The sequence below is a fragment of the Prosthecobacter sp. genome (genome assembly GCF_044373815.1).
GTDB lineage: Bacteria > Verrucomicrobiota > Verrucomicrobiia > Verrucomicrobiales > Verrucomicrobiaceae > Prosthecobacter.
This window is the reverse complement of sequence record NZ_JBIPNG010000032.1, coordinates 1-26,899: the sequence shown is the minus strand read 5'-3', so window position 1 is coordinate 26,899 and position 26,899 is coordinate 1. Positions and strand designations below refer to the sequence as shown.

The 26,899-nt window shown below is 60.4% G+C and carries 19 protein-coding genes; 7 read left to right on the top strand and 12 right to left on the bottom strand.

The features are described 5' to 3' along the window. Positions 1–707: fumarylacetoacetate hydrolase family protein (locus tag ACIREA_RS04755; protein ID WP_397381079.1), on the top strand; the 707-nt coding region annotated here is incomplete at its 5' end. Between the two features lie 36 nt (positions 708–743). On the opposite strand, the gene ACIREA_RS04750 is transcribed toward ACIREA_RS04755, so the two are convergent. The 6 genes from ACIREA_RS04750 to ACIREA_RS04725 all read right to left on the bottom strand — a co-directional run bounded on the left by ACIREA_RS04750 (position 744) and on the right by ACIREA_RS04725 (position 9,596). Further along, complete coding sequence (locus ACIREA_RS04750; protein ID WP_397381077.1) at positions 744–2,012, bottom strand: SGNH/GDSL hydrolase family protein; 1,269 nt, start codon at positions 2,010–2,012, stop codon at positions 744–746. A gap of 93 nt (positions 2,013–2,105) precedes the next feature. Then, positions 2,106–6,050, bottom strand: coding sequence for a LamG-like jellyroll fold domain-containing protein (locus ACIREA_RS04745; RefSeq protein WP_397381075.1), 3,945 nt, complete (start codon positions 6,048–6,050; stop codon positions 2,106–2,108). A gap of 9 nt (positions 6,051–6,059) precedes the next feature. Then, a complete protein-coding gene (locus tag ACIREA_RS04740) occupies positions 6,060–7,028 on the bottom strand; it encodes a PmoA family protein (protein ID WP_397381073.1) in 969 nt (322 codons plus the stop codon). Positions 7,029–7,050: 22 nt separating this feature from the next. After that, positions 7,051–8,328, bottom strand: a complete 1,278-nt coding sequence (locus ACIREA_RS04735) for an amidohydrolase family protein (protein ID WP_397381071.1) — start codon at positions 8,326–8,328, stop codon at positions 7,051–7,053. 12 nt (positions 8,329–8,340) lie between these two features. Continuing rightward, a complete protein-coding gene (locus ACIREA_RS04730; protein ID WP_397381069.1) occupies positions 8,341–9,117 on the bottom strand; it encodes a helix-turn-helix domain-containing protein in 777 nt (258 codons plus the stop codon). Between the two features lie 116 nt (positions 9,118–9,233). Next, positions 9,234–9,596, bottom strand: coding sequence for a hypothetical protein (locus tag ACIREA_RS04725; RefSeq protein WP_397381067.1), 363 nt, complete (start codon positions 9,594–9,596; stop codon positions 9,234–9,236). A 245-nt stretch (positions 9,597–9,841) separates the two neighbouring features. Between ACIREA_RS04725 and ACIREA_RS04720 the strand changes: the two genes are divergently transcribed. Next, positions 9,842–10,162, top strand: a complete 321-nt coding sequence (locus ACIREA_RS04720; RefSeq protein WP_397381065.1) for an RNA recognition motif domain-containing protein — start codon at positions 9,842–9,844, stop codon at positions 10,160–10,162. Positions 10,163–10,199: 37 nt separating this feature from the next. Here ACIREA_RS04720 and ACIREA_RS04715 read toward each other — a convergent pair whose 3' ends face one another. From ACIREA_RS04715 to ACIREA_RS04700, 4 genes are all read right to left on the bottom strand, one after another. Then, complete coding sequence (locus tag ACIREA_RS04715; protein ID WP_397381063.1) at positions 10,200–12,755, bottom strand: tetratricopeptide repeat protein; 2,556 nt, start codon at positions 12,753–12,755, stop codon at positions 10,200–10,202. Beyond that, complete coding sequence (locus ACIREA_RS04710; protein ID WP_397381061.1) at positions 12,706–13,149, bottom strand: ExbD/TolR family protein; 444 nt, start codon at positions 13,147–13,149, stop codon at positions 12,706–12,708. The genes ACIREA_RS04715 and ACIREA_RS04710 overlap by 50 nt, the downstream gene beginning before the upstream one ends. A gap of 21 nt (positions 13,150–13,170) precedes the next feature. Continuing rightward, positions 13,171–13,983, bottom strand: coding sequence for a MotA/TolQ/ExbB proton channel family protein (locus ACIREA_RS04705; protein WP_397381059.1), 813 nt, complete (start codon positions 13,981–13,983; stop codon positions 13,171–13,173). Positions 13,984–14,049: 66 nt separating this feature from the next. Further along, complete coding sequence (locus tag ACIREA_RS04700; RefSeq protein WP_397381057.1) at positions 14,050–15,492, bottom strand: DUF1501 domain-containing protein; 1,443 nt, start codon at positions 15,490–15,492, stop codon at positions 14,050–14,052. A gap of 126 nt (positions 15,493–15,618) precedes the next feature. On the opposite strand from ACIREA_RS04700, the gene ACIREA_RS04695 reads away from it, so the two are divergent. From ACIREA_RS04695 to ACIREA_RS04675, 5 genes are read left to right on the top strand one after another with little or no spacing between them, the layout of a single operon-like run. Continuing rightward, positions 15,619–18,663 carry a DUF1592 domain-containing protein gene (locus tag ACIREA_RS04695; protein ID WP_397381055.1) on the top strand — a complete coding sequence of 1,015 codons (3,045 nt, stop codon included), beginning with the start codon at positions 15,619–15,621 and terminating at the stop codon, positions 18,661–18,663. 18 nt (positions 18,664–18,681) lie between these two features. Next, positions 18,682–20,001, top strand: coding sequence for a DUF1552 domain-containing protein (locus tag ACIREA_RS04690; RefSeq protein WP_397381053.1), 1,320 nt, complete (start codon positions 18,682–18,684; stop codon positions 19,999–20,001). A gap of 49 nt (positions 20,002–20,050) precedes the next feature. After that, positions 20,051–20,554, top strand: a complete 504-nt coding sequence (locus ACIREA_RS04685) for an RNA polymerase sigma factor (protein ID WP_397381051.1) — start codon at positions 20,051–20,053, stop codon at positions 20,552–20,554. Then, positions 20,551–20,997 carry a hypothetical protein gene (locus tag ACIREA_RS04680; protein WP_397381049.1) on the top strand — a complete coding sequence of 149 codons (447 nt, stop codon included), beginning with the start codon at positions 20,551–20,553 and terminating at the stop codon, positions 20,995–20,997. The genes ACIREA_RS04685 and ACIREA_RS04680 overlap by 4 nt, the downstream gene beginning before the upstream one ends. Continuing rightward, complete coding sequence (locus ACIREA_RS04675; protein ID WP_397381047.1) at positions 20,951–22,489, top strand: hypothetical protein; 1,539 nt, start codon at positions 20,951–20,953, stop codon at positions 22,487–22,489. The genes ACIREA_RS04680 and ACIREA_RS04675 overlap by 47 nt, the downstream gene beginning before the upstream one ends. A 3-nt stretch (positions 22,490–22,492) precedes the next feature. Here the strand turns inward: ACIREA_RS04675 and ACIREA_RS04670 are convergent, their stop codons facing one another. Beyond that, positions 22,493–25,480 (bottom strand): PSD1 and planctomycete cytochrome C domain-containing protein, encoded by a 2,988-nt coding sequence (locus ACIREA_RS04670; protein ID WP_397381045.1) that lies wholly within the window; start codon positions 25,478–25,480, stop codon positions 22,493–22,495. A gap of 81 nt (positions 25,481–25,561) precedes the next feature. Next, a partial coding sequence (locus ACIREA_RS04665; RefSeq protein ID WP_397381043.1) for a serine/threonine protein kinase occupies positions 25,562–26,899 on the bottom strand: 1,338 nt, incomplete at its 5' end.

Below are 26,899 nucleotides of genomic sequence, written 5' to 3'. Positions count from 1 at the left end.
AGGCCAACGCGGCCACTGCACCGACGGTGGCTGCCGACACGCGTCTGGGCCCGTGCATCGCACGTCCGAGCAAGATCATCTGCATCGGTCTGAACTACAGCGACCACGCCAAGGAAAGCGGCATGCCGATCCCGGCGGAGCCCATCGTGTTTTTCAAGGCCACCAGCGCCATCGTTGGCCCGAACGACAACGTGGTCATTCCGCGCAATTCGAAGAAGACCGACTGGGAAGTCGAACTCGCCTTCGTCATCGGCAAAAAAGCCAGCTACGTCTCCGAAGAGAACGCGCTGAGCCATGTGGCCGGCTACTGCGTACACAACGACTACAGCGAGCGCGAATGGCAGCTGGAGCGTGGCGGCCAGTGGGTCAAAGGCAAGAGCTGCGACACCTTCGCGCCCATCGGTCCCTTCCTCGCCACGAGCGATGAGATTCCTGATCCGCAAAATTTGAAGCTCTGGCTCAAGCTGAACGGCAAGACCATTCAGAACAGCAGCACTGCGCAGATGATCTTCGGCGTGAAGACGCTGGTGAGCTACCTGAGCCAGTTCATGAGCCTGCTGCCCGGAGACATCATCACCACCGGCACGCCTCCCGGCGTCGGTCTCGGCTTCAAGCCTGAGCCTCTCTTCATGAAGCCCGGCGATGTCATCGAACTTGGTGTCGAAGGCCTCGGCGAGCAGGGGCAGACTGCGGTGGCGGCTGCTTAAAGCAGTTCAGAGCTTTAGCCCGTTCACCAGAACGGGCTAAGGTGGTGGGCTGCACTTTAACCGGACAAAACCTTTTCCGGCGAGATTCACACTGATGGTGACCGTGCCGTCCGGGTTCGTCATCGTTTGTGTAGGGCCTATGTCGGTCCAGTTGATCAAATCGGGCGATGACTGCGCCTGAATGGAACCCCACTCGGTGAAAACGGCACGTGGGCGATAAGTCAGCGTCAGTGCATTGCCCTGCAGCATCACTGGTATGGGCATGCTGGACGCATCAGTGACGCCTTCCAGGGCAAACTCGACTCCGTTCGGAATGCCATTGAGGTTGGAGTCAGCGGTGAAACTGCCATTTTGCCCCTGGGATGCGAGCCACTCGGTAAACGGGATGTTGGGATCCAGTCCGAGCACCGTGGAAATGATATAGTCGTCAGTCAGCGGATTGATCGCGGTGGACGGATACTTGGCATTGAAGGCATCGACGACCATCTGTGCGATTTTGGTGTGGGCGCAGGTGTTGGGGTGGAAGCCGTCTCCCGAAAACGTGTAACGTGTCCGCGCATCCGCATCCGCCACGCGATAAAATTCGATGCCCTTGATGCGAAACGGCTGCGTGATGAGCGACTTCGTGAAGTCATACACGCCGAGAACGAAGCCGATGTTCTGCGATTGCGCATAACTGGCCAAGGTGGCATTCAACGCATCCATGGCTGCGGTGACTCGGCCTGTTTTCACCGGATCGGTGGGATAGCCCAGCTGAATCTTCGGCGTGCAACCCACATGCGGGACGCTGACCAGCACGATGGGCACCGTGGCATTCACCGTGCGCACGTAGTTGATGATCCACTGCAGATTGCCCAGCGTGGTGTTGGTGACGGACGCGTCCACCGTACCATTGTAGAGATTGGCGTAGTAGCTGTCGGCATCGTTGCCTCCGGCGAAGATCACCACGCGCTGTACGTCGGTACGAAGCTGGCCCTTCAAGGTGTTCGTCCACCAAAAGTTGTAGATGCTGCTGAGTTGGTTGCGGATGTCGGTCGTTGTTGCCCCTGGGAAAGCCCAGTTGAAGCGGTGGCCTGTCAGACGGGGATCGGGATAGACGCTCCACGTGCCAAGGTCGAACCAGTCAGTCCGGTGTTGATGCAGAATCTCGACCCAGTTTCGCGCCTGCCAGGAGGCCGGGTTGTTGGGATATAAACCGGGGAATTCCGCTTCATATTCCTTGGTTAGGCTGTCTCCGATTACAAGGCATTGCTCCGCCCTGAGCGTAAAGCCCATGAGCATAAGCAGGAACAGGCCACGAAACATCTATGCTTCTTACGAGAGAGACGCCCAAAAAGTCACGGATGATTGAAGTTAGTGCTTCCTGATGTGCTGAGAAGCCGAATGCTTACCCCTTGGTCACTCCACCTTTAGCACCCCATTCATCACCATCCAGTGTCCCGGGAAGGTGCAGAGGTAGGGGTAGTCGCCTTTCTCTTTCGGGGCTGTGATGTGAATGGTGAAGCTGGCCTGCGGATTCGTCATGTCAGTGTAAGCAAGGACGTCGTCGGAGTCGGGTACGTAGTGTTTCGCCAAGCCTTGAGGATCGGTGATCATGAGATTGGCGAGGTTGCCGATTTTTTGCAGCGTGCCCGGCTTGGCCAGCATCCAGTTGTGCGGCACCACGTCGGGGTTCTTGAAGACGATGGTGAGTTTTTCGCCCGCTTTGGCCGTTAGCTGCTTCTGCACGTATTGCAGGCCCAGTGCGGCTTCGATGATGAGTTCACGACCACCCTCGCCTTTAGCCCATGGGTTGAGTTTGGCAGGTTTCGGTGCTTCGAGGCCGATCTGCGCCGCGTGATTCGTCTTTGCGATCTTGGCGTAGCCGGTGAACTCGGTGAAGGGTTCGGCCAAGGCATGCGCGGTGAGGAAGATGTCGTGCCCAGTGCTCACATGAAGATGAATCTGGCTGGCAGTGACGATCTGCGGGATTTCGAGGAAGAGCGTCTTGCCGCCGTCGAGCTTCTGCACGCTGCGGACTTCCAGCGGATCATGCCCTGGTGTGTCAGCATACTTCACGGAATACTCGGGTGAACCGTACTGCGGGCCGTAGCGGTAGTTCCAGCACTGTGCGAAGCAGGTGGCGGCATCGGCATCCTTCACGGGCTGGTTGAAGCGGAGCATCACACCATTGTCACGGGCTTCAAAGCCGATGGGCACGGGTTTCTCGCCACCGGTGAAGCGCACGCGCTGGAAGCAACCGTCCTTCGGCGTGTAGCTGCCCCAGCCCTGCATGCCATTCACATAGAGATGGCCGTCATTGGGATTGAAACGCGCGCATTGCGGGCCGGAGTCAAAATTGCCGCTGATCTTCACTGAGGCTGCCTGCCAGCGGCCTTTGACGTTCTGGCGCATGACGAGCCACGCGCTGCCTCCACCGGAGGAGAGGTGAACGAAATTGCCGTCGCCTTTGAGCGCGGACCATTTCTCGCTCGAGATGAAGGCCTGGCTACTGGCGCTGTTGTCTTCGCCACGTGGCATGTACATCAGCACCGGCTCGGGAGGCTGACCGTTTTTCGGACCACCCGCGCCGAAGTGGGCGCCGAGATTGTGATCCAACTCGATTTGGAAGATGGAGGAAGCGGGTGTCCAGTCGCCTTCCTGCCCGCTGCTGGTGATGAAGCGGCCATCGGGAGAAATGCCGAGGCCATCGGGATTGCGGAAGCCGGTGCCGAGCACTTCGAGTTTATCACGACCCGTGATGCGGCACACACCTTGGTTGCCGGAGGCGAAATACCAGCGGCCCTCTTTGTCAGTTTCGAGGCCGACGATGAAATCGTGTCCGCCGGGCGAGGTTTGCATCGCATTCGTCACGCACTCGTAGAAGTCCGCCTCGTCATCGCCATTGAGATCGTGCAGGCAGGTGATTTGATCGCGGCCAAGTACGTAGAGTTTGTCCTTCACGATCTTCATGCCCAGCGGCTGGTTCAGTCCGGTGGCGAAGCGCTTCCAGCGGACCTTCTCCAGCTTTTCATCAATGCCCTTCACCAGCCAGACCTCACCCGTCATCGTCGCAATGGCGGCGCTGCCGTCTGCGAAGAAATCATGCGCGGTGATGAAAAACAGCGTGCCGTACGGATTTTTGAAAGGCAGTTCGATGGTATCGGTGGCGAAGGGCTGCTGGGTGCCGAGCTTGCCTTGGGTTTCGATCCACTGCGGCCATTGGGCGGGGCCGCCTTTGGTTAGATGTGCAAGCTTTTCGTGTTCCTGATGCTCAGCTTCCATCGTGGACAGATAGCGACGACCTTTGAGCGAGTATGAGAATAGGACTCCGTTCCCATGTCGATAAAAGCCAAGATAATCTCGTTGAGAAAAATCACCTTTGGTAATTGTGCCTAGCACCTTGCCAACCAGTTGCCCGCCACCCATAAAACCGTGGCGATTGTCGTTGAGTCGAATGAAGCCGTCCTGCCACCCGATGACAAAAGCGCAAAGCTCAGGATCGAAACAGGCTGATTTATTTCCTGACCTTACACAAATTCCCTTCGGAATCGTGGCCCCCGCGCCTTTGAAAACACAGCTAAACACGCTGCCGAGGTCAGAGTTCGCAAAGCGCCCATCCTTCCACGTCACCTGATCGTTCTGGTTGCCCCAGTGGCCCTGCTGGCCGCCGTCGAGGCCGGGGAACTGCGGGATCAGTTCGGGCAGGGGTTTCTGCTTCATGAACTGCAGCGCCTGCTTGCCGTAGAAGTCGAAGACGCGCTCACGATTGACGAATTCCTGCCAGTGGACGTTGTCCTCGGGATGGAGCGGTTTGAGGTCGGGCTTGAAGGCGGCGGGCGGCGGAGCCTTGGGAGGCATGAGTGCGTCGAGATGATCGAAATCCCAGATGCCGATCGTGTTGTCCATGCGCAGGCGCGGAGCGGAGCCTTTGCGTGGCTTCATCACTCCGCGTGCGATGCGCACGTCGTCAATGAGCCCGTCACAGCCGATGCCGCCATCGACGAGGCTGCCGAATGCGATGCCTCCGGCTTTGGGTATGCCTTGGATCGGCTGCACCGGCTTTTCGAAGACCTGTTTGCCATCGATCCAAATCACGACGCTTTTTTCGTCGATGCTGGCGAGGAAGTCGTGCCACTGGCCGTCGCAGACATTCACCTGCGAATCGAAGTCACCGCCGCGTCCGGGCATGAAGAGCGCCAGCGTACCACGCTTCGCATGCGTGTAGAGCTCCCAATGCGTGGCGGATGATTTGGCGTCCGAGGCGATGAGAATGTTGAAGTGATCTTTGCCCGTGAGCTTGGCGCGGCACTCGATGGTGAGCGGCAGCGTGCGGAAGGGCTCGTTGTCCTGCTCAAAGTAGCTGCCCTTCAGCGCCTCACCAAATTCCTTGTTCAGGGAGGGCACGCCCTCGCCGGTCATGGCAGGTTTGGTGATGAAACTGGTGGCTGCTGGCTTGTCGCTCCAGGTGCGATACTTCGGCTTCGGGCCGGGCGGATTGTCATCGAGCTGAGGCACGAGCCAGGCAAGGCCGTCGAGATTGTCGAGCAGGCGGCCTTCCGCATCTTCATTCGTGTGGTTCAGGATGCCGATGGGGCCGTTGTAACCGCTCGCACGCACAATGCGCAGCACCTTCACATCTTCGGTGCCAACCCCGAGCGGCAGGATCTTGCGGCCCTTGGCTTCGCCATCGATGTCCATGCCGTTGAGATTGAAGCACAGCAGGTGTGGCAGCATGCGTGGCAGAATTTTGGCGAGACGATCCAGATGGCCATGGCCGTGATGCAGATTGTAAACGATGCCCACGTTCTTGATGCCTTTGGCCTTCAGTGCTTCCACGATGGCAATGGCATTTTCCGGTTCGCCATACCAGGCACCGTGATTGTAGAGAGCCACCTGGCATCCCAGTGGGGCTGCGGCTTCGCAGATCGGCTGCAGGCGTTCAACTTCCTTCGCCACACGCGCTTGTTGATCCGCTTCATCTTTGACCTGGATCGCTCCGCCGTTGCCATTCACCCAGAGCTGCGGATGCACGCCGTGACGTTTGAAGAGTTCGAGAGTTTGCTTGGCCTCGTCATTGAGAACGGTCGGGAACCACCAGCCCATGAGCTCGATGTGGTGCTTTTTGAGTGCGTTCAGTTCGTCGTCCCACTGCGGGATGTGTTCCTTGCGGTAGTCATAGACGAATTTCTTCACGCCCATCTTTTCCAGCATGGCCGCACGCTCCTCCGGGCCGCGCTTGCCAGCATCAAACGGCACGATGCACCACGCGGCGAGGTTGGATTTGTCGAAGAGGCCGTCGGCTGCCTGGGATTGACCGAATGCGGACGCAAAAAATACGAAGGCTAGTAAGCGGGAGAACATGGGAAAAAATTACTTGGTGTTGGAATAGGTGGTCCACTGGGCCTCGATCCATTTGGCATCGGGCGCGCCGTCGAAAACCAGGATGCGGTATTTGGAGACGTAGGGTTTGCCGGGTTCGATGGACCAGTCGCCATCTTGCGATGGAGCGATGCAGAGCTGCGGGTTTTTCGGATTGAGGCGCAGGGGCTGCGGGAAGCGGAAGTTCGATGGGTGAATCAGGATTACCATGCCGGTGGGGGCGCCATCGACCTGACCGCCGATGTGGACCCACTTGCCCTTGGTGGAATCGCCTTTCGCGCGGTTATGACCTTCGCTGGTGAGCATCGTCACGGCATCGACCGGATTCCAGGCGAGGTTGCCGCGCACACCGAGGCCGCCGTAGTGATACTTCGGCAGCTTCAGCGGCTGGTTGCCCGCGCAGGTCTGCGTGCTGCTGAGGTCGATGATGTTGGCGGGCGTGCCGTCGAGTTTCTTCTGCGCCACCGCGACCTCCCAGGTCTCATTGAGCACTTTCTGATCGGGCGTGTGGCTATGATCAAGAAACAGATGCTGGCTGCTGAAGCCGCCGCCATCAGCACCGCCCCAACTCTTGTCCAGTTTCTCGAAACGTACTTCGGCGAGGATCTGGTCACCGCTCTTGTTTTTGCCGTCGCCTTTGCCCTGATTCCAGAAATCGGGATGTGAATCGCCGAACTCTGTCTTCGTCCACGCCATCCAGATGCCTCGATGCCAGCGGTGATCCTCGGGATGATTGCCCGTGACGAGCTTGCCGCTCGGCGAATACACCGGATGCAGATGCGCGCCGTGTTTGAAAACGGCAGACACGCCTGCGGGCACTTCGCCAGCCTCCATTTGGTAATCACAGATCGCCTTTCCACCGCTGCTGAAGTACAGGAAGGAGCCGAGCTTTTCCACCTGGATTTCGGCGGCGGAAGAATGGGCGGCCAGAAGGGCGGCGAGGAGAAGGGCTGGCTTCATGACGATGGAACGGAACGGTGCATTAGAAACTCGCAGGCTTTACGAGCGTTCCTGCTTTCACCACGCCACCCTGTATGACGGCGAGGATGTTGTTACGGTTTTCGAGAATGGAGATGTCCTTGAGCACGTCACCTTTCACCACGAGGACATCGCCCAGCTTGCCTGCTTCGAGGGTGCCGATCTCCTTCTCGCGCCCCATCATTTTCGCGCCACCGAGCGTGGCGCACTTGATCGTGTCGAGCGGAGAGAAACCGACGTAATTGACGAAGAAGGTCAGCTCTTGGGCGTAGGTGCCGTGGGGCGTCCAGGCAAAGCCGTAGTCGCCGCCGAGGCCCATGGTGCCGCCGGCCTTGAGGACTTTGCGGCAGCTTTCGGCACCGGCTTCGAGAGTCTCCTGATGACCGTCGAGCACACGCTGGGACAGGCCAAACTCCTTGCCACGCTGCACGCTGAAGAGCTCGAAGCCGAGGCCGGGGCACATCGGCACGTTGCGCTTGAGCAGGAGATCCAGGCATTCGTCGTCCATGAAAGTGCCGTGCTCGATGGCGTCGTAACCCGCCTTGAGCGCATTCCGGATGCCCTCAGTGGCGCGGCAGTGGCCAGTGACTTTGAGGCCATGATTGTGCGCCGTAGCGACGACGGCGTGCATTTCCTCAAAGGTCATGCACAGCGTGTGATGGTCGTTGATGTCAGGAGACGCTGCATCTCCCGTGGGATAGGTCTTCACCCACTCGATGCCGTCTTTGACGAGTTTTCTCACGGCAGTGCGGGCCTGCTCGGGCCCGTTCACGATGAAGACAATGCCCTCCATGCCTATGCGGCGGTAGTCGGGGTTCCAGTCCATCAAACCGCCAGCCCCGCAGATTTCGCGACCACTGGTGCTGAGGCGCGGGCCGGGGATCATGTCCTCCTCGATGGCCTTGTTCATCCACACATCGATGTTGTGCAGGCAGCCACCGCTGCGTGCCGCCGTGTAGCCACATTCGAGCGCGGTCTTCGCGTTCACGGCGGACTGCAGCGTGACGTATTCCACAGGGAACTTGATGTCGAGATCCTGCAACTCGGACACATTGAAGTAGGTGAGATGGATGTGCGCCTCAATGAGCCCCGGCATGATCGTGCCGCCGCCTGCATCGATGACGCGTGCCTCAGGCGCAGCCGGCGGTGCATCCGTGGCGGGACCCGCGTAGCTGATGATGCCATCGGTGATGATGACGGCGGCATTTGGGATGGCAGGGCTGCCGGTGCCATCGACGAGCTGGCCGTTTTTGACGACGGTGGTGCCTGGTTGGAGCTTCATGGTGCGGAGATGCTATCGCTTCGTCCGGCGCCGGGATAGAACAGAAGCGGCAGGGCGTGGAATATTCGCGGCAGCGTATTTGTCGCGATACGCACCCGGTGTGAGCCCAGTGACACGGCGAAATTCACGCGTGAGGTGGCTTTGATCCGCGAAGCCGCAGCGCAGGCTGACCGCAGCGATGGATTCACGTGTATCCACGAGCAGACGGCATGCGGTCTGAATGCGCAGGCGCCTCAGATACTGCTGCGGTGGCAGGCCATACTCGCGCACAAAACTGCGCTCGAAGGCACGTGGAGACATGCCGACGCTGCGAGCCATGTCGGCATTCGTCACGGATTCGCCCAGGCGGCGCGTCATGAGCGCAATGACGACACCGAGGCGGATGTCGCTGCGTTGATCGATCTGCGCGGCATCCAACGCACGTGTGATGCCAGCAGTGCCGACGATGCGACCCCGGGCATTGCACACGGGACGTTTCGTGGTGAAACACCAGGAGGCGGTGTGATCAAAGCGGCCGACGAGTTCCAGGCGGCCCTGCACCGTCTGCCCGGCCAGCACCGCTTCATCGCCTGCACGGAAATGCGCCGCGAGGTGCGCAGGCGAGAGATCATCATCGGTCTTACCGAGCACCTCGCCCAGCTGGTGCATGCCGTAGTTCAGCAGGAAGGTGTGGTTCACCCAGAGGTAGCGGCGTTTCGCATCCTTGATCCATGCCTGCACGTCCGGCAGCACGTCGAAAAGATCGCGCAGGGCATCGACGGGGGATGTGGCGGCGGCTTTGGCTTTCACAAGGAAGGGAGACTAGCCCGAACGTGTTTCGAAGACACGCTTGATTCAACCATGCATGAAAAAAGCGGAGCCGCATGCTGCGGCTCCGCTTGTGGGGTGAAATGAAAGCTTCCCGGTTACTGGCGCACTTCCTTGATGTGCTTGTCAGGCGCGGCGTCGAAGGCGGCCTTGCTGGCGGCATCTGCAAAAGCGACCTGACGGGAGTAGGTCACCGTGATGGAAGGATCGGATTTCTTTTTGCTCAGCGGGCACTGGCCGGCAGTGGCAGCGAGGATGTTATTGAGGTAGCCCTTGGGAGCAGCGGTGAACTGGGCTTTGCAGCGGTTGCAGCAGACGGCCACGGTCTTCGAGTAGGTGCTGGTGATGGCCGGGCTGGCAGGCTTGCCGGAAATGGGGCAAACGGTGTTCAGCGGCTCGGCGGCAGGGGAAACGCCAGCCAGCAGGCTGAGGGCGGCGATGAGGGTGAGGATGTATTTCATGGTGCGCGTGTTTATATGGGACGTGCAACTCGAATACGAATTCATGGATTCTCCGCAACTGAAACTTTCCCCGCTGTGCCGTGGGGCGGTTTTGGCGGCGCAGGGACGGATTGACACCCCTCTACCCTGCGCGTACCTTCATCCCCGTGTGCGTCCCTTGATGGATGCAGACACGGAAAATCGGGTTCACGCCATGACCTGTTCTCTGAAACGTGCTCCATGGCTCGTCTTCAATACCTGATGCGATGAACCTCTATGTGAGCAATCTTCCCTACACCCTGACGGATGAGGATCTGCAGAGTGAGTTTGCCCCCTTCGGCAATGTCTCCAGCGCTCGACTCGTCAAAGACCGCGAGACAGGCCGCTCACGCGGCTTTGGGTTCGTGGAGATGCCGTTGGAAACCGAAGCACTCACGGCGATCAATGCGCTGAATGGCAAGGATGTCGGCGGACGCCCGTTGCGAGTAATCGAGGCGCGGCCGAAGGAGGAGCGCCCGCCGCGAAACTTTGGCGGCGACGGCAAACGTGGTCAGGGTGAAAGCTGGGATCGCAACAAGCGGTCTTGATCACCAAGGCCGCTCGCGTCACGAGTTCCCAGGTTGCTTACTTCGGCTGATACTTCGGATAACGCTGCTGAAGCTGTTGCAGCATCTGCTTGGCTTTGGCGGCGTCTCCGGCTTTCTCCAACACCTTGGCGGCTTTGTAGAGGGCGCTGGGAGTGACATCCGGATCGTCAAAGAACTGGCTGGGGACAGCATACTTGGCGGCACCGTCTTTCCATTTGGCAACAGCGGCATCCTTCTGGCCTTCAGCAGCGAGCTTGTCGCCCTGCGCCGCGTAGATGTCGCCTTCGAGGATAAGGAGTTCGGCCTGCAGCCTGCCGTCTTTGACGACCTGGAGCGCGTCCTGGGCCACTTTGTCAGCTTCATCAAATAGGCCTTTGCCCAGCTGGGCGCGGCCTTTGGTCAGCAGAGCACGTGAGCGCGTCGCGCTGTCGGGTTCTGATTTGAGGAAGTTGTCCGTGGCCTGAATGCTGGCGTCGTACTGCTGGTTGTTCAGCTGAGCCATGCCGAGGTAGTTCCACACGACGGGCTCGGTGTTCTCCGGGTTTTGCGGGGTGACGGCGAGTTCGAGGAAGCGGGCGGCGCGTTTGAAGTCGTCACTGCTGTAGAGCTTGAGACCGAGCCATTTCAAAATGTTCGGGGGCACCAGGCCTTCGGGCTTGGATTGCAGGTAGCTGTCGATGGTCTTGGCCAGGTTGTCAGCGTTCTGGCGTGCGTAGTCGCAGAGGATGATGAGCTGGCTGGACTTTTCGAGGTAGCCTTTGCTGTCGATCTCAATGGAGCGGCGCAGGGCAGGGACGGCCTTGTCATAGATCTTCTGGTCAAAGTTGCCCCGGCCGATGCCGTAGTAGGCCTGTGCGGCGGCGGTGGTGGTGGGGAATTTTTTCAGCAGTGTTTCAAAGGCGGTGATGATGGCCTTCGGATCCTTCTGCTCCATCGCGATGAAGCCGAGCTGCAGCCAGGAAAGTTCGCAGGCGTCGGATTTGGGGAATTCTTTGGTGACGAATTCAAAGTCAGCCTTGGCCTTCGGCAGATCGCGGGCATCACGGTTCGCGAGGCCACGGCGGGCGTAGGCTTTGGGAAGGAATTCGTGCCCGGGATTTTCGTTGATGAAACGGGTGAAGGTGCCGACGGCCTCCTGATGGCGTCCGGCCTCACCCTGGGCCCAGCCCATGTTGAAGAGCGTGCCCGGGCGCAGCTTTTCGGGCAGTTTGTCGAGGCTGACTTCGTTGTAGCTCAGCGCCGCCTGCTGGTAGTCGCCTTTGTTGAAGTAAAAATCAGCGCGGATCAGGCGTGCCAGAGAAAGGTATTCATGATCCGGGTGCTTCGGCGCCTGACGTGTGATGAAGGCGGTGGCGAACTCGCCCAGGTCTTTGTCATTCAGCAGGTAGAAGCAGTACAGCTTCCAGTATCCCGCACTGAAGGCTTCCTCGGTGTCGGGATGATACTGCTCGATGAGCAGGTAAACTTCGACGGCGCGGGCGTAGCTCTTTCGCATGCGGTAGGCGTGACCGACGAGAAGAAGCATCTTCGCACGTGAGGCTCCCTGCGGCAGGACCTCGGAGTTCTTGTTGTAGTAGTCGATGACTCCGTCGTAGTCGCCCTTGGCATAGAGCGCCTGAATGATGCCCACGAGGGAGATGGCACGGTTTTGCTCGGTCGTTTCCGGCATGCGCAGCGCCTTTTCAAACATGACGATGGACTCTTCCGGCTTCTGAAGCTCGGCATAGAGAACCGCCGCACGGATGCTGGCCTCGGCAATGATCGCACGGTCGGCGCTGGTCTTGACGAGTTCGTCAAAGATAGGCAGTGCCTCGGCCTTTTTATCCTGACCAAGGTAGATGCTGCCAAGCGCGAGCAGAGAAGTTTCGCGGTAAGGATTGTCCGTTTTGACCGCGATCACACTGCTCAAGGCGGCGGCCTGCTTGGCCTTGTCTCCGAGCATTTCATAGGCGCGGCCTTTGTTGTAGGCAGCGGCCAGCCGGACGGCGGCGCTCTTGGTTTTGGTTTCGGAAAAACCGAAAAACTTGGCCGAATCAGCAAACTTGGAATCGTTGAACATCATCGCCCCGAGGCGATAGGCGCAGGAGGGGGCTCCCTCGCTGTCCGGGTAGCGGTTCACGACTTCCTCGTAATAGCCTGCGGCCTGCTTGAGCTGGTTTTGCTTCATGTAGCACTCACCGATGCGGTAGAGTGCGTCCGGCACCTGCCTGCCGCTGGGGTACTGCTGCAGGTACTTCGCATACGACTGCGAGGCCATGCCCCACTCCTGGCGTTCATAGGCCAGCGTGGCAAAGTCGAACATGTCGTCATCTGGCCCCTTGGTCTTGGGCGGTGGCACCTGTCCTGCCTTGGGCGCATCCGGTACAGGCAGTGCCTTCGGCGGACTCACAGGAATGGCCTTTGGCACATCATCTTCCACTGGCAGGGCACGCGGCGGGGCTGGCTGCTGGGCCATGGATGAAAACGCCACCAGGCAGAAAAGCGCTGGAATGAAACGGGGCGCATGACTGCGCGAGGCGGTTGGGAACTTCGCGGCGGTCATCTCACTTGGGCGTGGCAGCAGGTTGGTCGGCGTCAGGTTTGCGCGTGGCAAAGGCGATGTTCCAGATGCCAGCCTTCTGGCAGGTGTCCAGCACTCGGATCACGTTCTGGTAGGGGGTGCCTTCATCACCCCGCAGGATCACGGCCTGATCCTTGTAGAGGGAGACGATGTTCTTCAGCTTCACCAGCAGCTCGTCGGTGTTGAACTTCTGGCCGTTGACGAGGATCTCGCCGTCTTTTTTGATGTTGATGATGATCTCGCCCACGTTGCGGGTTTCCTTTTCCTTGCCCTCGTCGGCGGCAGGCACGCTGACGTCCATGACCTGCTCCTCCTTGGCATACTGGAAGGTCACGGCAAAGAAAATGACGAGCAGGAACAGCACGTCCACCAGCGGCGCGAGCTGCATGGGCGAGGGTTCGATGGAATGCTGTTTGCGGAAGTTCATCGCGGGTGGTGATCTGCCTGTTTACTGACCGGCGACGGCGCGTGCGGCTCGCTTGTACTGCACCGCGAGCAGGGCCATCAGATGGGTCGTCGCAGCTTCCATTTCGGAGATCAGGCGGTTCACCTTGCCACGGAAGATGGCGTAGAACATCAGGGAGGGAATGCCGATGACGAGGCCGGAGGCCGTGCAGAGCAGCGCCTCGGACACCCCCTGGGCGAGGCCCAGCTGGTTCGAGCCACCGACGCCCTTGCCGGAGATTTCATGGAACGTCGTGATCATCCCCAGCGTCGTGCCCAGCAGGCCGAGCATGGGGGCGATGGCGCCGACGTCTCCCAGATAGGCGATGCGGGCCAGCAGCAGGCTGGACTGGCGGTTGCCTTCGGCCTCGGTGACTTCCTTGACCTCTTCAAAGCTCGCGGTCGGGTTGCGCGTGGCGAAATCAAGGGTCTTCGAGGTGATGCGTGCGATGCACTCGTTGCGGCGGTTGCACACCGCCAGCAGCCCCAGGTAGTCCTGCTTGCGAATCAGGGCGTCCGCCGAATTCATGAAGGCATCGCTGACCACGGTGCCCTGCCGGACAGTGAAGGCGAACAGCACAATCATGAAAAACGCGATCATGGAGAGAATGATCAGCGGGTAAGCCATGACGCCGGTGCGCTTGACGAAGCCTTGGAAGGTCAGTACATCCCCATAGGGATTGTCTTCTGCGGCGGCGTCCGTGGTCACGGTGGCGGCAGGAGTGGCAGGCGCAGGCTGCTGGGCCTGGGCTTTGAGGGTCATCGTGAAGACGAGGGCCACCAGCACAGCCAGGGCGAAGAATATTTTTCGATGCATGAGGTGGCGACTGTAGACGTGTGCGCCAGCCTTGCAAGAGGCCGGTGGCTGGCTTTCCCGGCCCGGTCAGGCCAGCAATTCCCGCACCACTTTGCACTCGTTCACGCCCGTGAGGCGGAAATCCAGCCCGGCGTATTTGTACGTGAACTTCTCGTGATCGAAGCCCAGAATGTTCAGAATCGTGGCGTGCAGGTCATGCACATGCACCGGATTTTCCTGCGCAGCGAAGCCAAATTCATCGGTGGAGCCATGCGTGTACCCGCCCCGCACGCCCCCGCCGGCCAGCCACATGGTGAAGCCGTAGTGATTGTGGTCGCGGCCGTGCTGCTTGCCCGCATTGGAGCCGGGCACCGGCAGTTCCACCGCCGGAGTACGGCCAAATTCACCGCCCCACATCATGAGGGTGTCATCCCACAGCCCGCGCTGCTTCAGGTCGCTCATGAAAGCGGCAATCGCCCCGTCCGTCTGCTGACCGAGCTTCCGGTGTTCGAGGATTTCGTCGTGATTGTCCCACGGCTGGCCCGCTCCGGTCCAGAGCTGGATGAAACGCACCCCGCGCTCCAGCAACCGCCGCGCGATCAGACACTGGCGGCCAAAAGCGTGGTCGCCGTACATCTTCCGCATCGATTCCGGCTCCTTCATGATGTCGAAGGCATCCGTGGCCTCCATCTGCATGCGGTAGGCCAGTTCATAGCTCTGCACGCGGGCTTCCAGCTGCTGGTCGCGGTCTTGCTGCACCAGATTACGCTGGTTCAGCTCCTGCAGCAGGTCCAGCTGGCGGCGCTGCTGCTTCAGATCGAGCGAGCCGTTCTTGATGAATTCCACGAGCTTTTCGACCCGGGTGTCCTCCGTATTAATGTAGGCCCCCTGGTAGGCGCTCGGCAGGAAGGCCGACTGCCAGTTCTTCGTGCGCCGTGTTGGCATGCCGCCGGGGCACATCGCGATGTAGCCGGGCAGGTTGTGATTTTCACTGCCCAGGCCGTAGGTCACCCAGGAACCCATCGTCGGGCGGTTCAGTCGGCCTTCGCCGCTGTTCATCAGGCCAAGGGAAGGCTCATGGTTCGGCACGTCAGCGTGCATCGAGCGGATCACGCACATGTCATCCGCAAAGGCCCCGGTCTTTTCAAAGACCTCGCTCACTTCGAGCCCGCACTCGCCGCGTTTCGTGAATTTGAAGGGGGATTTGAAGCCTGCCCCGGTCGGGCGCTCCGTTTTGAGCACGTTCGGCAGAGGCTTGCCGTCGTATTTGTCCAGCATCGGCTTCGGGTCGAAGGTGTCCACGTGGGACGGCCCGCCGTTCATGAAGAAATGCACCACGCGCTTGGCCTTCGGCTCAAAGTGCGGCCGTTTCACCGCCATCGGGTCCATCGTTGCTGCGGAAGCCTGCGAGGTGAACAAGGAGCCGGCCGCCATCGTGCCAAAGCCCATGCCGACGCGTTGCAGCAGTTCGCGGCGCGTCAAAAACGCATGCTCCAGATTCGGGGCATGATGTGAAAAGGAGGAACTCATGGGGGTATGAATGATACGTTTCGGCAAGGGGATGCTTTCGCCTGATTCCTAGCACAGGAAAGCGCAAAAAAGGAGCGGAAGCTGCTGATTAAATGCCGTCTGTTGTTCGTATCTTTTGTACCCCCAATGTCCCTGAATACACGCCATCTTACTTTGGCCGCCTTTGTCGTCGGCTCGTTCTCACTTTCCGCTGCTCCCGCTTGGAAGGACGCGGAGGTCGTTTTGAAGGCCAAATGCTACGAGTGCCACAACCCTAAAAAGACCAAAGGCGACGTCGATTTGCAGCAGTTTGCGGCGGACCCGCAGCTGACCAAGCATTTTGAAGTGTGGCTGAAGGTCAAAGACACCATCGAAAACGGCGACATGCCGCCGCCCAAGGCGCATCAGATGAGCGATCAGGAGCACACGGCGCTCCTCGGCTGGGTGAATGGCGAACTCGACGCCCTCGCCGCCGCGCAGTCCGGCGATCCCGGACCTGTGACCATGCGTCGGCTGACGAATGCCGAGTACGATTACACCATTCGCGATCTCACCCGGCACGACTACGGCTTCGCCAAAGAATTCCAGACCGATGGCGGTGGCGGTGAAGGTTTCAGCAACACCGGCGATGTGCTCTTCATGAGCCCGGCGGCGCTCGATAAATACTTCGGTGCCGCCCGCAAGGTGGCTGATCACGCCACGATCATGCCGGGCACAGGCATCGTTTTCAATCCGCAGCGCATCGGCCTGCGCGGGCCTGAGCAGGTCAAAGCCCAGGCGCAGCAGGCTCTATACGTCTGGTATCAGCAGAAGTCGGCGCCTCATCTGCCCCAGGATGGCGAGGACATGCGTGAGGCGGACTACATGGTCGCCTGCTGGAAGCACAAGCATTTCCAGACGCCCCTCGAACAGCTCGCCAAAGAAGGCGGTTTGAAGCTGCCCTTCCTGCAGAACTGGAACAATCTCGTGAACGCCACCGAGCCGAAGTCGCGCTTCCTTGATCTCACCCGCGTTGCCTGGCGTGAATTGCCCGGCCCGGATGCCGCGAAGCCCGGCCAGGTGCCGCAGGCGGTGACTGATGGTGCCAAGGCGATCCAGACGCAGCTGCTCTCTTGGAACAATCCGAAGAAGGCAGGTAGCGGCGTGCAGCGCCAGCAGCAGGACGCCGATGGCATCCGTCCCTACCAGATGAACACCGAGGTGAAGGGCAAAAAGCAGGCCTTCCTCTGCATCGGTGATGACGGCGACGGCAACAAAGGCGACATCGCGCTCATCACCAAGCTCGATGTGAAAACCACCAAGGGCCCCCTGATCTACATGGACTGGCTCAACAAGCAGCTTGGTGAAGACCACAAAGCCCTCGGCGCGACTCCTCCTCCTGCCAATGCAGAAGCTCTGAAGCAGCGCATCGCCGAACTCGAACGCGTGAAAAACGCCTTCGGCAAACATCCGCAGGGCCGCAAGATCGAGCCCGGGGTGCTCGCCATCGCAGCGCCGCTGGTGGTCAATCTGCCGCTGCCGGAAAACGTCACCTGGATCCACGCCGAGGCCCGGCTGGATCTGGAAAATCCCGACATCAATGACGGCACCATCCAGTGGGATCTCAGAGCAGACAAACCACGGGATGTCACCAAGATCATGCCGGGCATTCTCACCGTTTGGAAAACGCAGACCGAGGCCGCCCGACGCACCATGGGTGATTTCTACGTGATGAAGCAGGCCTTCCCGGACATGTTTGAGCGCCGTCTTGAAGAAGTCGCCAGCAATCTCTACCGCCGCAAGCCCGGCATCACCGTTTATTACTTCAGCGACGATCAGCTCGGTCAGCTTCTCGGCCCCAAGGACCGCGACTATCTCGCGGCAATGAAGAAGGACTTTGGCTACACCGCCCCGTCGCAGCTCAATCCGCAGCAGCAGAAAGAGTTCGACGGAGCCCTGCTCGCGCATCTGCATCAGTTCGCCGGTCGTGCCTGGCGCCGGCCTGTTAGCGGCGAAGAATTTCAGAAGCTCGACGCGCTCTATTTTGAGGGTCGTAAAAAGGAGCTCGACCGTGAATCCGCCGCTCGTGAAGTCATCGTGCGTGTGCTGGTCTCGCCTTACTTCCTCTTCAAAGCTGAGACGCTGCCCATTGCCAATGCCGCTTCTGGGGATGTGAAGCTCAATGCCTTCGAACTCGCCTCCCGCCTCAGCTATTTCCTCTGGGCCTCGCAGCCCGACTGGGAACTGCGCAAGACCGCAGACGACGGCAGCCTTTTGAAGCCCGAAGTACTCGCCGCACAGACGAAGCGCATGCTGCGTGATCCGAAAGCCAATGCCCTCGCCAAGGAATTCGCCGGCCAGTGGCTCAAGTTCAACGGCTTCGACGAGAAGAGCACCGTCGATGAGAAAAAGTACCCTGAGTTCACCACGGACATCCGCAACGACATGCAGCGCGAGACCATCGAGTTCTTCGCGCATCTGGTGCGCGATGACCGCAGCGTCGGTGACATCATCGGTGGCGACTACTCCTTCCTCAACGAGCGCCTCGCCAAATTCTACGGTGTTCCCGGTGTCACCGGCGGTGAGTTCCGTGAGGTCAAAGTCGGGCAGCAGCATCGTGGCGGCCTGCTCGGCATGGGAGCCATTTTGACCAAGACCTCGCGCCCAAATCGCACCAGCCCCGTGGTCCGCGGTGACTACCTCTATCAGGTCGTGCTCGGCTTCAGTTCACCACCGCCACCGCCGAATGTGCCGAAGCTTCCTGACAGCGCCGTGAAGCCCGCCTCGTTGCGCGAAGCCCTAATGATTCATCGCACCGATGCTGCTTGCGCCGTCTGCCATGAACGCATCGACCCCCTCGGTTTCGCCCTCGAAAGCTTCGATCCCATCGGTCGCTTCCGCGTCGCTGATGAAACCGGTGGCAAGATCGACGACACCGGCGAGCTCAAAGACGGCACCAAATTCCAGGGCCTCGCCGGACTGCGTGACTACCTCAAAAAGAACGAAACCAATTTCAACGCGCAGTTCTGCCGCAAGCTCCTCGGCTACGCTCTGGGCCGTCAGACGATGCCCAGCGACAAAGCGCTGCTCCGGCAGATGCAGGCTGCGCTCAAGCAGAACGATGGCAAGTTCTCCGCCGCCGTGCTCGACGTCGTCAACAGCCGCCAGTTCCTCCACCGCCGCAGCGAACCCGCCGTGGCCGCCAATCAATAAATAAACCGCCTTACCCCTATGAACCTTTCCCGTCGCAAATTTCTCCGTGGCACCGGTGTCGCCCTTGGGCTGCCGTGGTTTGAATCGATCAGTTCTTTCGGAGCCGAAGCGGTCAAGAACAACACCGCACCACGCCGTCTCGCCGTGTGCTTCACCGGCAACGGCGTCAATCCGCATCATTGGGGCGCCACGCAGGGCCCTGCTGGCATGGAGTTCATGAAGTCGCTCTCGCCGTTGGAGCCGCTGAAGAAGCATATCAGCGTGTTCAAGGGCCTGTGGAATCCGACCACCGTCGAAGGCGAAGGCGGTCACTATCCGAAGATGAACGTGCTCTGCGGCCTCAAGGTGAAGAAGACCACCACCGACGTCGAAGTCGGCACCACGATGGACCAGCTTGTCGCGGCACAAACGGGCAAGTTCACACCCATGCCGAGCGTCGTGCTCGGCACCGAGCGCCCCAGCTACAGCACGGATTCCGGCTTCACCTCGATCTACTCCGCCTACATCTCCTGGAGCACTCCGACCACTCCGGCCCCGAAGGAAATCTTCCCGCAGCAGGCCTTTGATCAGCTCTTTGACGACGGCAGCAAGCGCAAGCGTGACAAGAGCATCCTCGACCTCGTGCTCGAAGATGCCGGTGCATTGAAGCCCAAGCTCAGCCAGCGCGACAAGCAGAAGCTCGATGAATACCTCACCTCCGTGCGCGAGATCGAGCAGCGCGTGGCGTTGGCCGAAAAAATCAGTCAGGCCGAAACCAAAGGCACCGGCTGGCAGCCCACCGTGAAGGTGCCCACCATGCAGCGCCCCGGCGCCGGCATTCCCACCAGCGCGGAAGATCACCTGCGCCTCATGTTCGACATCATGCTCCTCGCCTTCCAGATGGATCGCACCCGCGTGGCCACGTTCATGATGAACAACGACCTCTCCAACATGCGCTTCCCCAGCCTCGAGGGCATCAGCGGCGGCATTCACGAGCTGTCCCATCACGCCAATGACGAGCACCGCCTCGACATGTACCAGCGCGTGAACCAGCATCAGGTGAAGCTCTGGGGCGAGTTCCTCGGCAAGATGCAGGCCACCAATGAAGGCGAGCGCACCCTGCTCGAAAACAGCATGATCATGCTCACCAGCAGCCTCTTCGACGGCAACGCCCACGACTCACGCCAGCTCCCCGTCGTTCTCGCCGGCGGCGGTGGCGGCACCATCCAGGGCGGTCGCTTCCACGATCACAGCGCCGACCCGAACCGCAAACTCTGCCGCCTCCACATCGCCCTCATGGACCGCATGGGCCTCCATGTCGGCCATTTCGGTGATGCTGAGAACGCATTGGCGATTTGAGTTAAATAAAATTCCCCAATCCGTGCGTCGTTTGCCAAACTGACCACGGATGCCGCCCGCAGAAGCCACCCTCACCCGACTCCATGCCGACTACGCCGTCAGTGCGTATCGGTTTGCGTGGTCGGTGACGAAGGATGAATCGCTGGCGCAGGAGGTGGTGCAGGAATTGTTTCTAAAGCTCGCTCGGGACGTTGCGGTGATCACCAGCGCGCAATCCGAGCGCGCCGTCATCTTCACGCTCACGCGTAACCTCGCGCTCGATGCCCTGCGGCGTCGTTCCACCCGTGAAGATGCGTTGGAGAGATTCGCAGACGAATCCCCCGGCTGGTTTCTGCCCGCCGCTGATGCCGAGGCTGAAGAGACACGCGCCCAAATCACCACTGCACTAGCCGCTCTTCCCGAGGAGCAGCGCAGTGTCATTCACATGCATGTGTGGGAGGAGTTGAGCTTTCGCGAAATCGGTGAGCTGCTCGGCCTCCCCACCCAGACCATCGCCAGCCGGTACCGCTACGGCCTCGAAAAACTGCACGCCCAAAAACACACCCTGGTATGAACAAAGACATCGAATCCGTCCTCCGCACCCAGCGCTGGCGCGATCCGCCACCCGCCTTTCTTGAGCGTGTTTTAAAGGAGTCGCTCCAAGCCTCGCGACAGCGTCCTGGAGTGCTCCAGCCCTCTGGAGCTTTTCGCGAACCGGAGAACGCTCGAAAGCGCCCAAGGTCCGCCTTACTCCAAAACACTGTCGCGCCGAAGCTCTTCCTACGTCTGCTCTCCTCCATCCCACGCCCCCTCCGCCTGCCACTCGCAGCATGCTGGCTGCTGGCCTTCTTCTTCCGCATCACCACGCCCGAGGCCATTCCGCAATCCACCCTCAGCAGCTACGCCAAACTGCCCCCCATGACGCCCGCGCAGCTCCTCGCCAACCGCTTGCAAATCGAAGAACTCGCCGATGAACTCCTCCACCTCCAGCACCAAGGCCCCATCCCGCCTCTATAGCGTCCGCTTTGCCCGCTGGCTGGCCCGCCTTGTGTGGAACCGCCGCACGGGCTGGACGCTTGTCTGCATCCTCTCGCTGATCACCGTCTTGTGGCAGTGGGAAAACTGGCGCAGCGCACGGGAGATGGCGGCGGTGCATCGTCGCGTCATCGAGCGGCTGGGCACGGATGACCCGATCGCTTTGATGCCGCCCAAGGTGGCTGACGAGGACAACTACTTTGCCAATCCAGTCTTCGAAAGCTGGCTGCACCTGGCGCCGTCGACTCCACCGCATCCGAGATACACTCCACCTTCCAATGCGCTGCTGCCTGCGGGCTTCATTCGTCCGGAAAACCTTGTGGGTGACGACGGTGATTGTGACAAACTCGATCTGGATAACTGGATTAAAAAGCAGAGAGGGCCGTCCAACGGACCGGCATCGACTGTGCTGGCGCGTCAGCTGGCAGACGGCAATGGGCTGCTGCCAAAGCTGGCTGAAGGCTTGAACAAACCTTTCTCCATCATCAAACCAGGGCAGCGGGAGGCGCTGGAGGCGGTAGGCGACAATCCCTGGAATGTTTCCTTGCCGGACTTCCACGGACTGAATGATTTCCTTCTGCAACTTGGGCTTCATCTCCGCAGCGCAGCCTTGGACAGGGACGTGGCAAAGACTCAGAACACTGCCCTTATCATGCTGCGTGTCAGCGAAGGCACAGCTCGTGGGGGCATGGTTGGTTGTCTGATTCCGCTGGCAGGGCATGGCATTGCTTTCAGCGCTTTGCACGAAGCTATGAGTCATCCAGCCGCTTGGACGGAGGAATCGCTGGGCCGCCTACAGGTGCGTCTGGGGCAGTTTGATGATCTGCAGCAGTACCAGTATGCCCATGGCCAGGAGATCTTGGGCGTACTTTTCCAGCTCGCCTATTTGAGAAAACATCGTGACGTGCTGAGTGAATGGGTGCAGGGCGGCTACCTCGGGTCGTGGTGGGAGAAGCTGGCGCGGGATGCTTTTTGCTTCGGCATGATTCATGGCCCCATTGGCTGTCATGATGCCAACGTGGCGTTTTACACTGAGTGCATGCTGGACCAACTGGGACCACCGGGACCTGAGGCATGGCTGACAGCAGGCAGCCGGTCGGAGACGGTGCTGCAGCGCAGCAAAGCCGAAAACTCCTGGCCCAATCCCCGCCGCATTCTCGGAGCCATCGCCATTCCTCACGTCGGCAATATCACGCGTGCTGCTGCCCAGGTGTTGTTTCGCCGCCGTTGCCTCATCATCGCCTGTGCTTTGGAGAAGCACCGCTTGAAGCATGGCAGCTTCCCTGCGTCCCTTGATAGGGTGAAGGATGACCTGAAGCTCTACTACATCAACGACCCCGCACGCCCCGCGCAATCGCTGAATTTTCGACTCGAACCGAACGGCTATCTGCTCTGGTCTGCGGGGGCGGATGCGAAGGATGAGGGAGGACAGGCAGGAAAAGACTGGCTCTGGCACATGAAGCATGAGCCCTGAGCCTCACTCCTTCGTGATCGTCTCATCGAGATTGAGCAGCACTCGCGCGATCAGCGTATGCGAGTCGATCTCGCCCGCCTTCGGCTGGTGGCGCTTGAGCATGTCCAATAGCAAAGTCGTTTCTTTGGAGCTCGGCTGGCGGCCGGTGCAAAGTTGGAAGCCGTAGGCGATGTGCGCGGCATCATCGCTGCCGCCTTCCTTCCACATGCGATCTCCCAAGGCTTTGGAAGCGGCCATGCTCATGGTTTCATTCAGCGTCATCAGGGCCTGCAGCGGAGTGTTGCTTTTCGAGCGGCGGATGCAGGCGCTCTCGCCATTGGGCACATCAAAAGTGCTCAAAAACGGATACGGCGTGCTGCGGCGGCGGAAGACATAGACGCTGCGGCGGTATTGGCTCTCATCCTCATCCACCTTCCACGGGAAGGGCGCATAACTGGCAGGCTTCTCAAAGAGATAGGCCGGTGCAGGCGGCATCACGGGGCGGCCACCGATGGTAGGATTGAGCAGGCCGCTCGCGGCGAGCTGGATGTCGCGCACCACCTCGCCCTCCACGCGGAAGCGCGGGCCACGCGCCAGCAGCCGGTTATAGGGGTCACGCTCCAAAAGCTGAGGCGTCACCTTGCTGGACTGCTGATAAGTCTCGCTGCTGGTGATGAGACGCAGCAGATGCTTGGTGCTCCAGCCATGCTCCATGAAATCAACCGCAAGCCAGTCGAGCAACGCGGGATGGCTCGGCGGCGAGCCCTGCGTACCGAAGTCCTCGGCGGTCTCCACCAATCCAGTACCGAAACAGGCTTGCCACACGCGGTTCACATAAGCCCGGGCGGCAGTGGGCGATTTTTTGTCCACCAGCCATTTGGCAAAGGTGAGGCGCGAGCTATCCGCATTCTTCGGCAGCGGATTCAGCATCGCAGGCACACCGGCGGTCACGCGGTTGTCAGGCTTGAGGAAATCACCACGCTTGAGCACCGAGGTCATGCGCGGCTCCGCGCGCGGATCCAGCGTCAGAGTGGTGGTGCCTTCGGGGTGCTGCTTCCACAGCGATTCAATCTCCTCATTCACCGGCTGCCATTCCGCCACGCTGGTGCGGAAGGCGCTGAACTCGGATTTCTTTCCATAGAGCGGATCAGCCTCGGCATTCGGCGCATCAGTCACACTGATGCGATACCTCCCGAGGTTCATCGTTTGCAGGTCGTCGCTGTTCCAGCCGCCGTGCTTCATGCTCAGCGTCACGCTCAGTTCGCTGTCAGGTTTCAGTTCGACGGGTTTCTCCAAAACGAAGACCGCATTGCGCGGCACATTGCGCCTTCCTGGCCCGGCATTGATGCCCCAGGCGGTGTCCACTTTGCCATCAATCGCATACGAGATGGGGCCCGTGACACGCTTGTCCTTCTTCACATCCTGATCACGGGCAAAGGGGGCGAGCGGTGAGTTTTCCGGTTCGCCATAGTCAGCGGTGGCTTTGACAAACTTCAGCTTCGTCACCTTGCCGTCGATCTTCATCTCAGCCTGGAATTCCGTGAGCGCCGCCGTGCCCTTCTGCGAACGACCCGGCCCATACGCAGGCAGATTGGGGTCATTCATCAATTCCAAGCGGAAGGCGCTGATGGTGCGTGTTGCAGCAGGAGCGCTGGCCTCATGAAATCCCTTCACCGCAAACTTCACATCACCTTTCGTCGGGGCGTAGCCTTGCGCGAGGATGCTCCCATCCGGCTGCCGCAGGGCCTTTTCACCACCAGAGGGATCGTCCTCAAAAGCCAGCGTATTCCACTGCGGTTGCGCAGCTTTGACTGAGGCCACCCATTTTTTCATCCGCTCCTGCCAGTCAGAGTGCTCATGCTTCAGCTTGGCTTCGAGCTCAGCCGTGCGCGTGAGCACCTGCGCGCGCTGCATTTGCTCGCTGGCGGTGTACACCACGCGCCAGGGCTCGTTGTCATTGTTCAGGTAGGCAAACATACGGTAGTACTCCTCCTGCGAAATGGGGTCGTACTTGTGGTTGTGGCACTGTGTGCAGCCGATGGTGAGCCCGAGCACGCTTTTGCCGATCGTGTCCATGCGGTCAAACATCGACTCCATGCGGAACTGCTCTGGATCCACCCCACCTTCCTCATTGACCATCGTGTTGCGCAGAAATCCGGTGGCCACGATCTGATCCTGCGTGGCCTTCGGCAATTCATCTCCGGCAAGCTGCTGAATGATGAACTGGTCATACGGCAGGTCGCGGTTGTAGGCGCTGATGACCCAGTCGCGGTAAAACCAGATGAAGCGCATCGGATCCTTTTCATAGCCGTTGCTGTCCGCGTAATGCGCCGCATCCAGCCAGTGCCGCGCCCAGCGTTCACCGAAGTGCTGGCTGGCGAGCAGGTTGGAGGTCAGTCGTTGAATGCTGCCTGCGGGATCCTTTTTGTAGGCGATGGCAAAGCCGGCGGTTTCCTGCGGCGTCGGCGGCAGGCCGGTGATATCCAGGTGAAGTCGGCGCAGCAGTGTTTCGGGCGCAGCGGCGGGCGAGGGCTGCAGCCCTTCCTTCGCCAAGCGCTCACGGATGAAAGCGTCGATGGGGTGCTTCGCCGTCGCAGGCACGGCTGGCCGCACGGGCGGCTTGAAGGCCCAGTGGTCAGTTTTCCGCTCGATGCTCACGCTCGCGCTGTCAGGCCAGACCGCACCGGCATCGATCCACTCCTTGAGCTTGCCGATCTCCTCCACACTCAGCGGGTCACCCTTGCGCGGCATGCGCATTTTGGGGTTCGTGCCCAGCACCGCGTGCATCAGGCGGCTGTCATCCGCTTTACCGGGGACAATGGCCACGCCAAAGTCTCCGCCCTTCAGCGCGCTCGGTTTGTTGTCCAGCCGAAAGGCCGCTTCCTGCTTGTGCCCGCCATGGCATTGATAGCAGTGATCGCTGAAGATGGGCTGGATGTCCCGAACGAAATCGACCGCCGCAGAGGCAGGTGCGGTGAGGAGCAGCAGGAGAAGGGCAGGGGAGCTTTTCACGAGAGGAGTACGCACATCCTGCATGCGAAATCAGCGCCTGCCGCATGGAGAATGCTGTCGGGCAGGAGCCTCAGCACCCGCTCAGCGGACTTTGGCATCGGTCACCGCAGGCGCTGGCGTTGTTTGGGCGGCAGTCGTGACGTCGGCCTTCGTGCTGTCTGCCATGCCCAGAGGTGTGGCAATGGCGGGCGTCTTCTCGCTGCTCACGGCTGCGGACACCTCCCCGCTCGGGATGGATTTCTGAATGAACGGCCACAGAAAAAACCCAATCACGGTGAGCGCCGCCAGGTTCAGCACCACCGCCATCACGACACGGCTGCCTGAGGATTTTTTCAAAGGGGCTGCTGCAGGGGCGTCAGCCCCAGCGGTGGACTTCGCAGCTACAGGGGCCGCAGCCGGAGCGGTAACGGACTTTGGCGCGCTGGGCTTCGGCTTCGGCGCACCCGCAGAAGCCGGGATCGACACAACGGAAGCAACAGCCACAGGCTCATCCAAATGAACGGCCACGGCCTCAACCACCTCACCAGCCTCAGGCTCCACAGCAAGAACTGCCATGGGAATCCCTGGCTGGATCGCGGCCACCAGCGGTGTGGTCTGGGTGCCAGGGGCCATCACCGGCGCCTGCTGCGGCATGTAGGCAAAGCCGGTGTGCATGCTCAGCATCAGCACATCCAGCGCCTGAGCCACCGACTGCGGGCGCTGCTGTGGCGCCAGATTGAGAAGCCACGCCAGCCAGTCACGCAGCGGCGGGTCAAGGTCCGGCCGCAGATGGCTAAGCACATGGCCGGCGTTGAAGGCCTGCCAGTCCCGCATGATCTCCTCCACCTTCGTCCCTTGGGCCGGTGCGGTGTTGGTGGCCATGCAGAACAAACTCCCCGCCGCCGTGAAGAGATCGCTCTGCGTCGTCGGCGTGCCGCCCGCGTGCAGCTCCGGTGCGCGAAACCACAGCGTCTCCGGCGGTTGCGTCTGTCGCGCCAGCGTGAGGCCCCAGTCCTGCACCTGCAGAAACAAGCCGCCACCGGGATGATCGGCGATGATCAGATTGCTCGGCTTCGGGTCGCCGTGCGGCTGGCGCAGGTGCTCGCCCACCAGCAGCGCATGCATCAGCTGCACCGCCAGCGCGCGCAGATCCGCAGGCGAGGGCCTGCGCTCAGCGGCAAAGTTCCGGCCGTTCATCCCCGGCATGAATTCTGACACCAGGGCAAATTCTTCCTCCGTGGGCAGCAGCGTGATCAGGCCCGCGATCTGCGGATGCCGCATCTGCATCAGCGAAGGAGCCAGCAGTTGCAGGAGCTCCCGATCCAGCGGATTCACCGTCTCGTGATCCTGCAGCAGGACCTTGATCAGCACCTTCCGCCCCGTCATCGTCTCCACTCCACGATACACTTTGGCAGAGGGCCCGGCGGCGATGATCTTTTC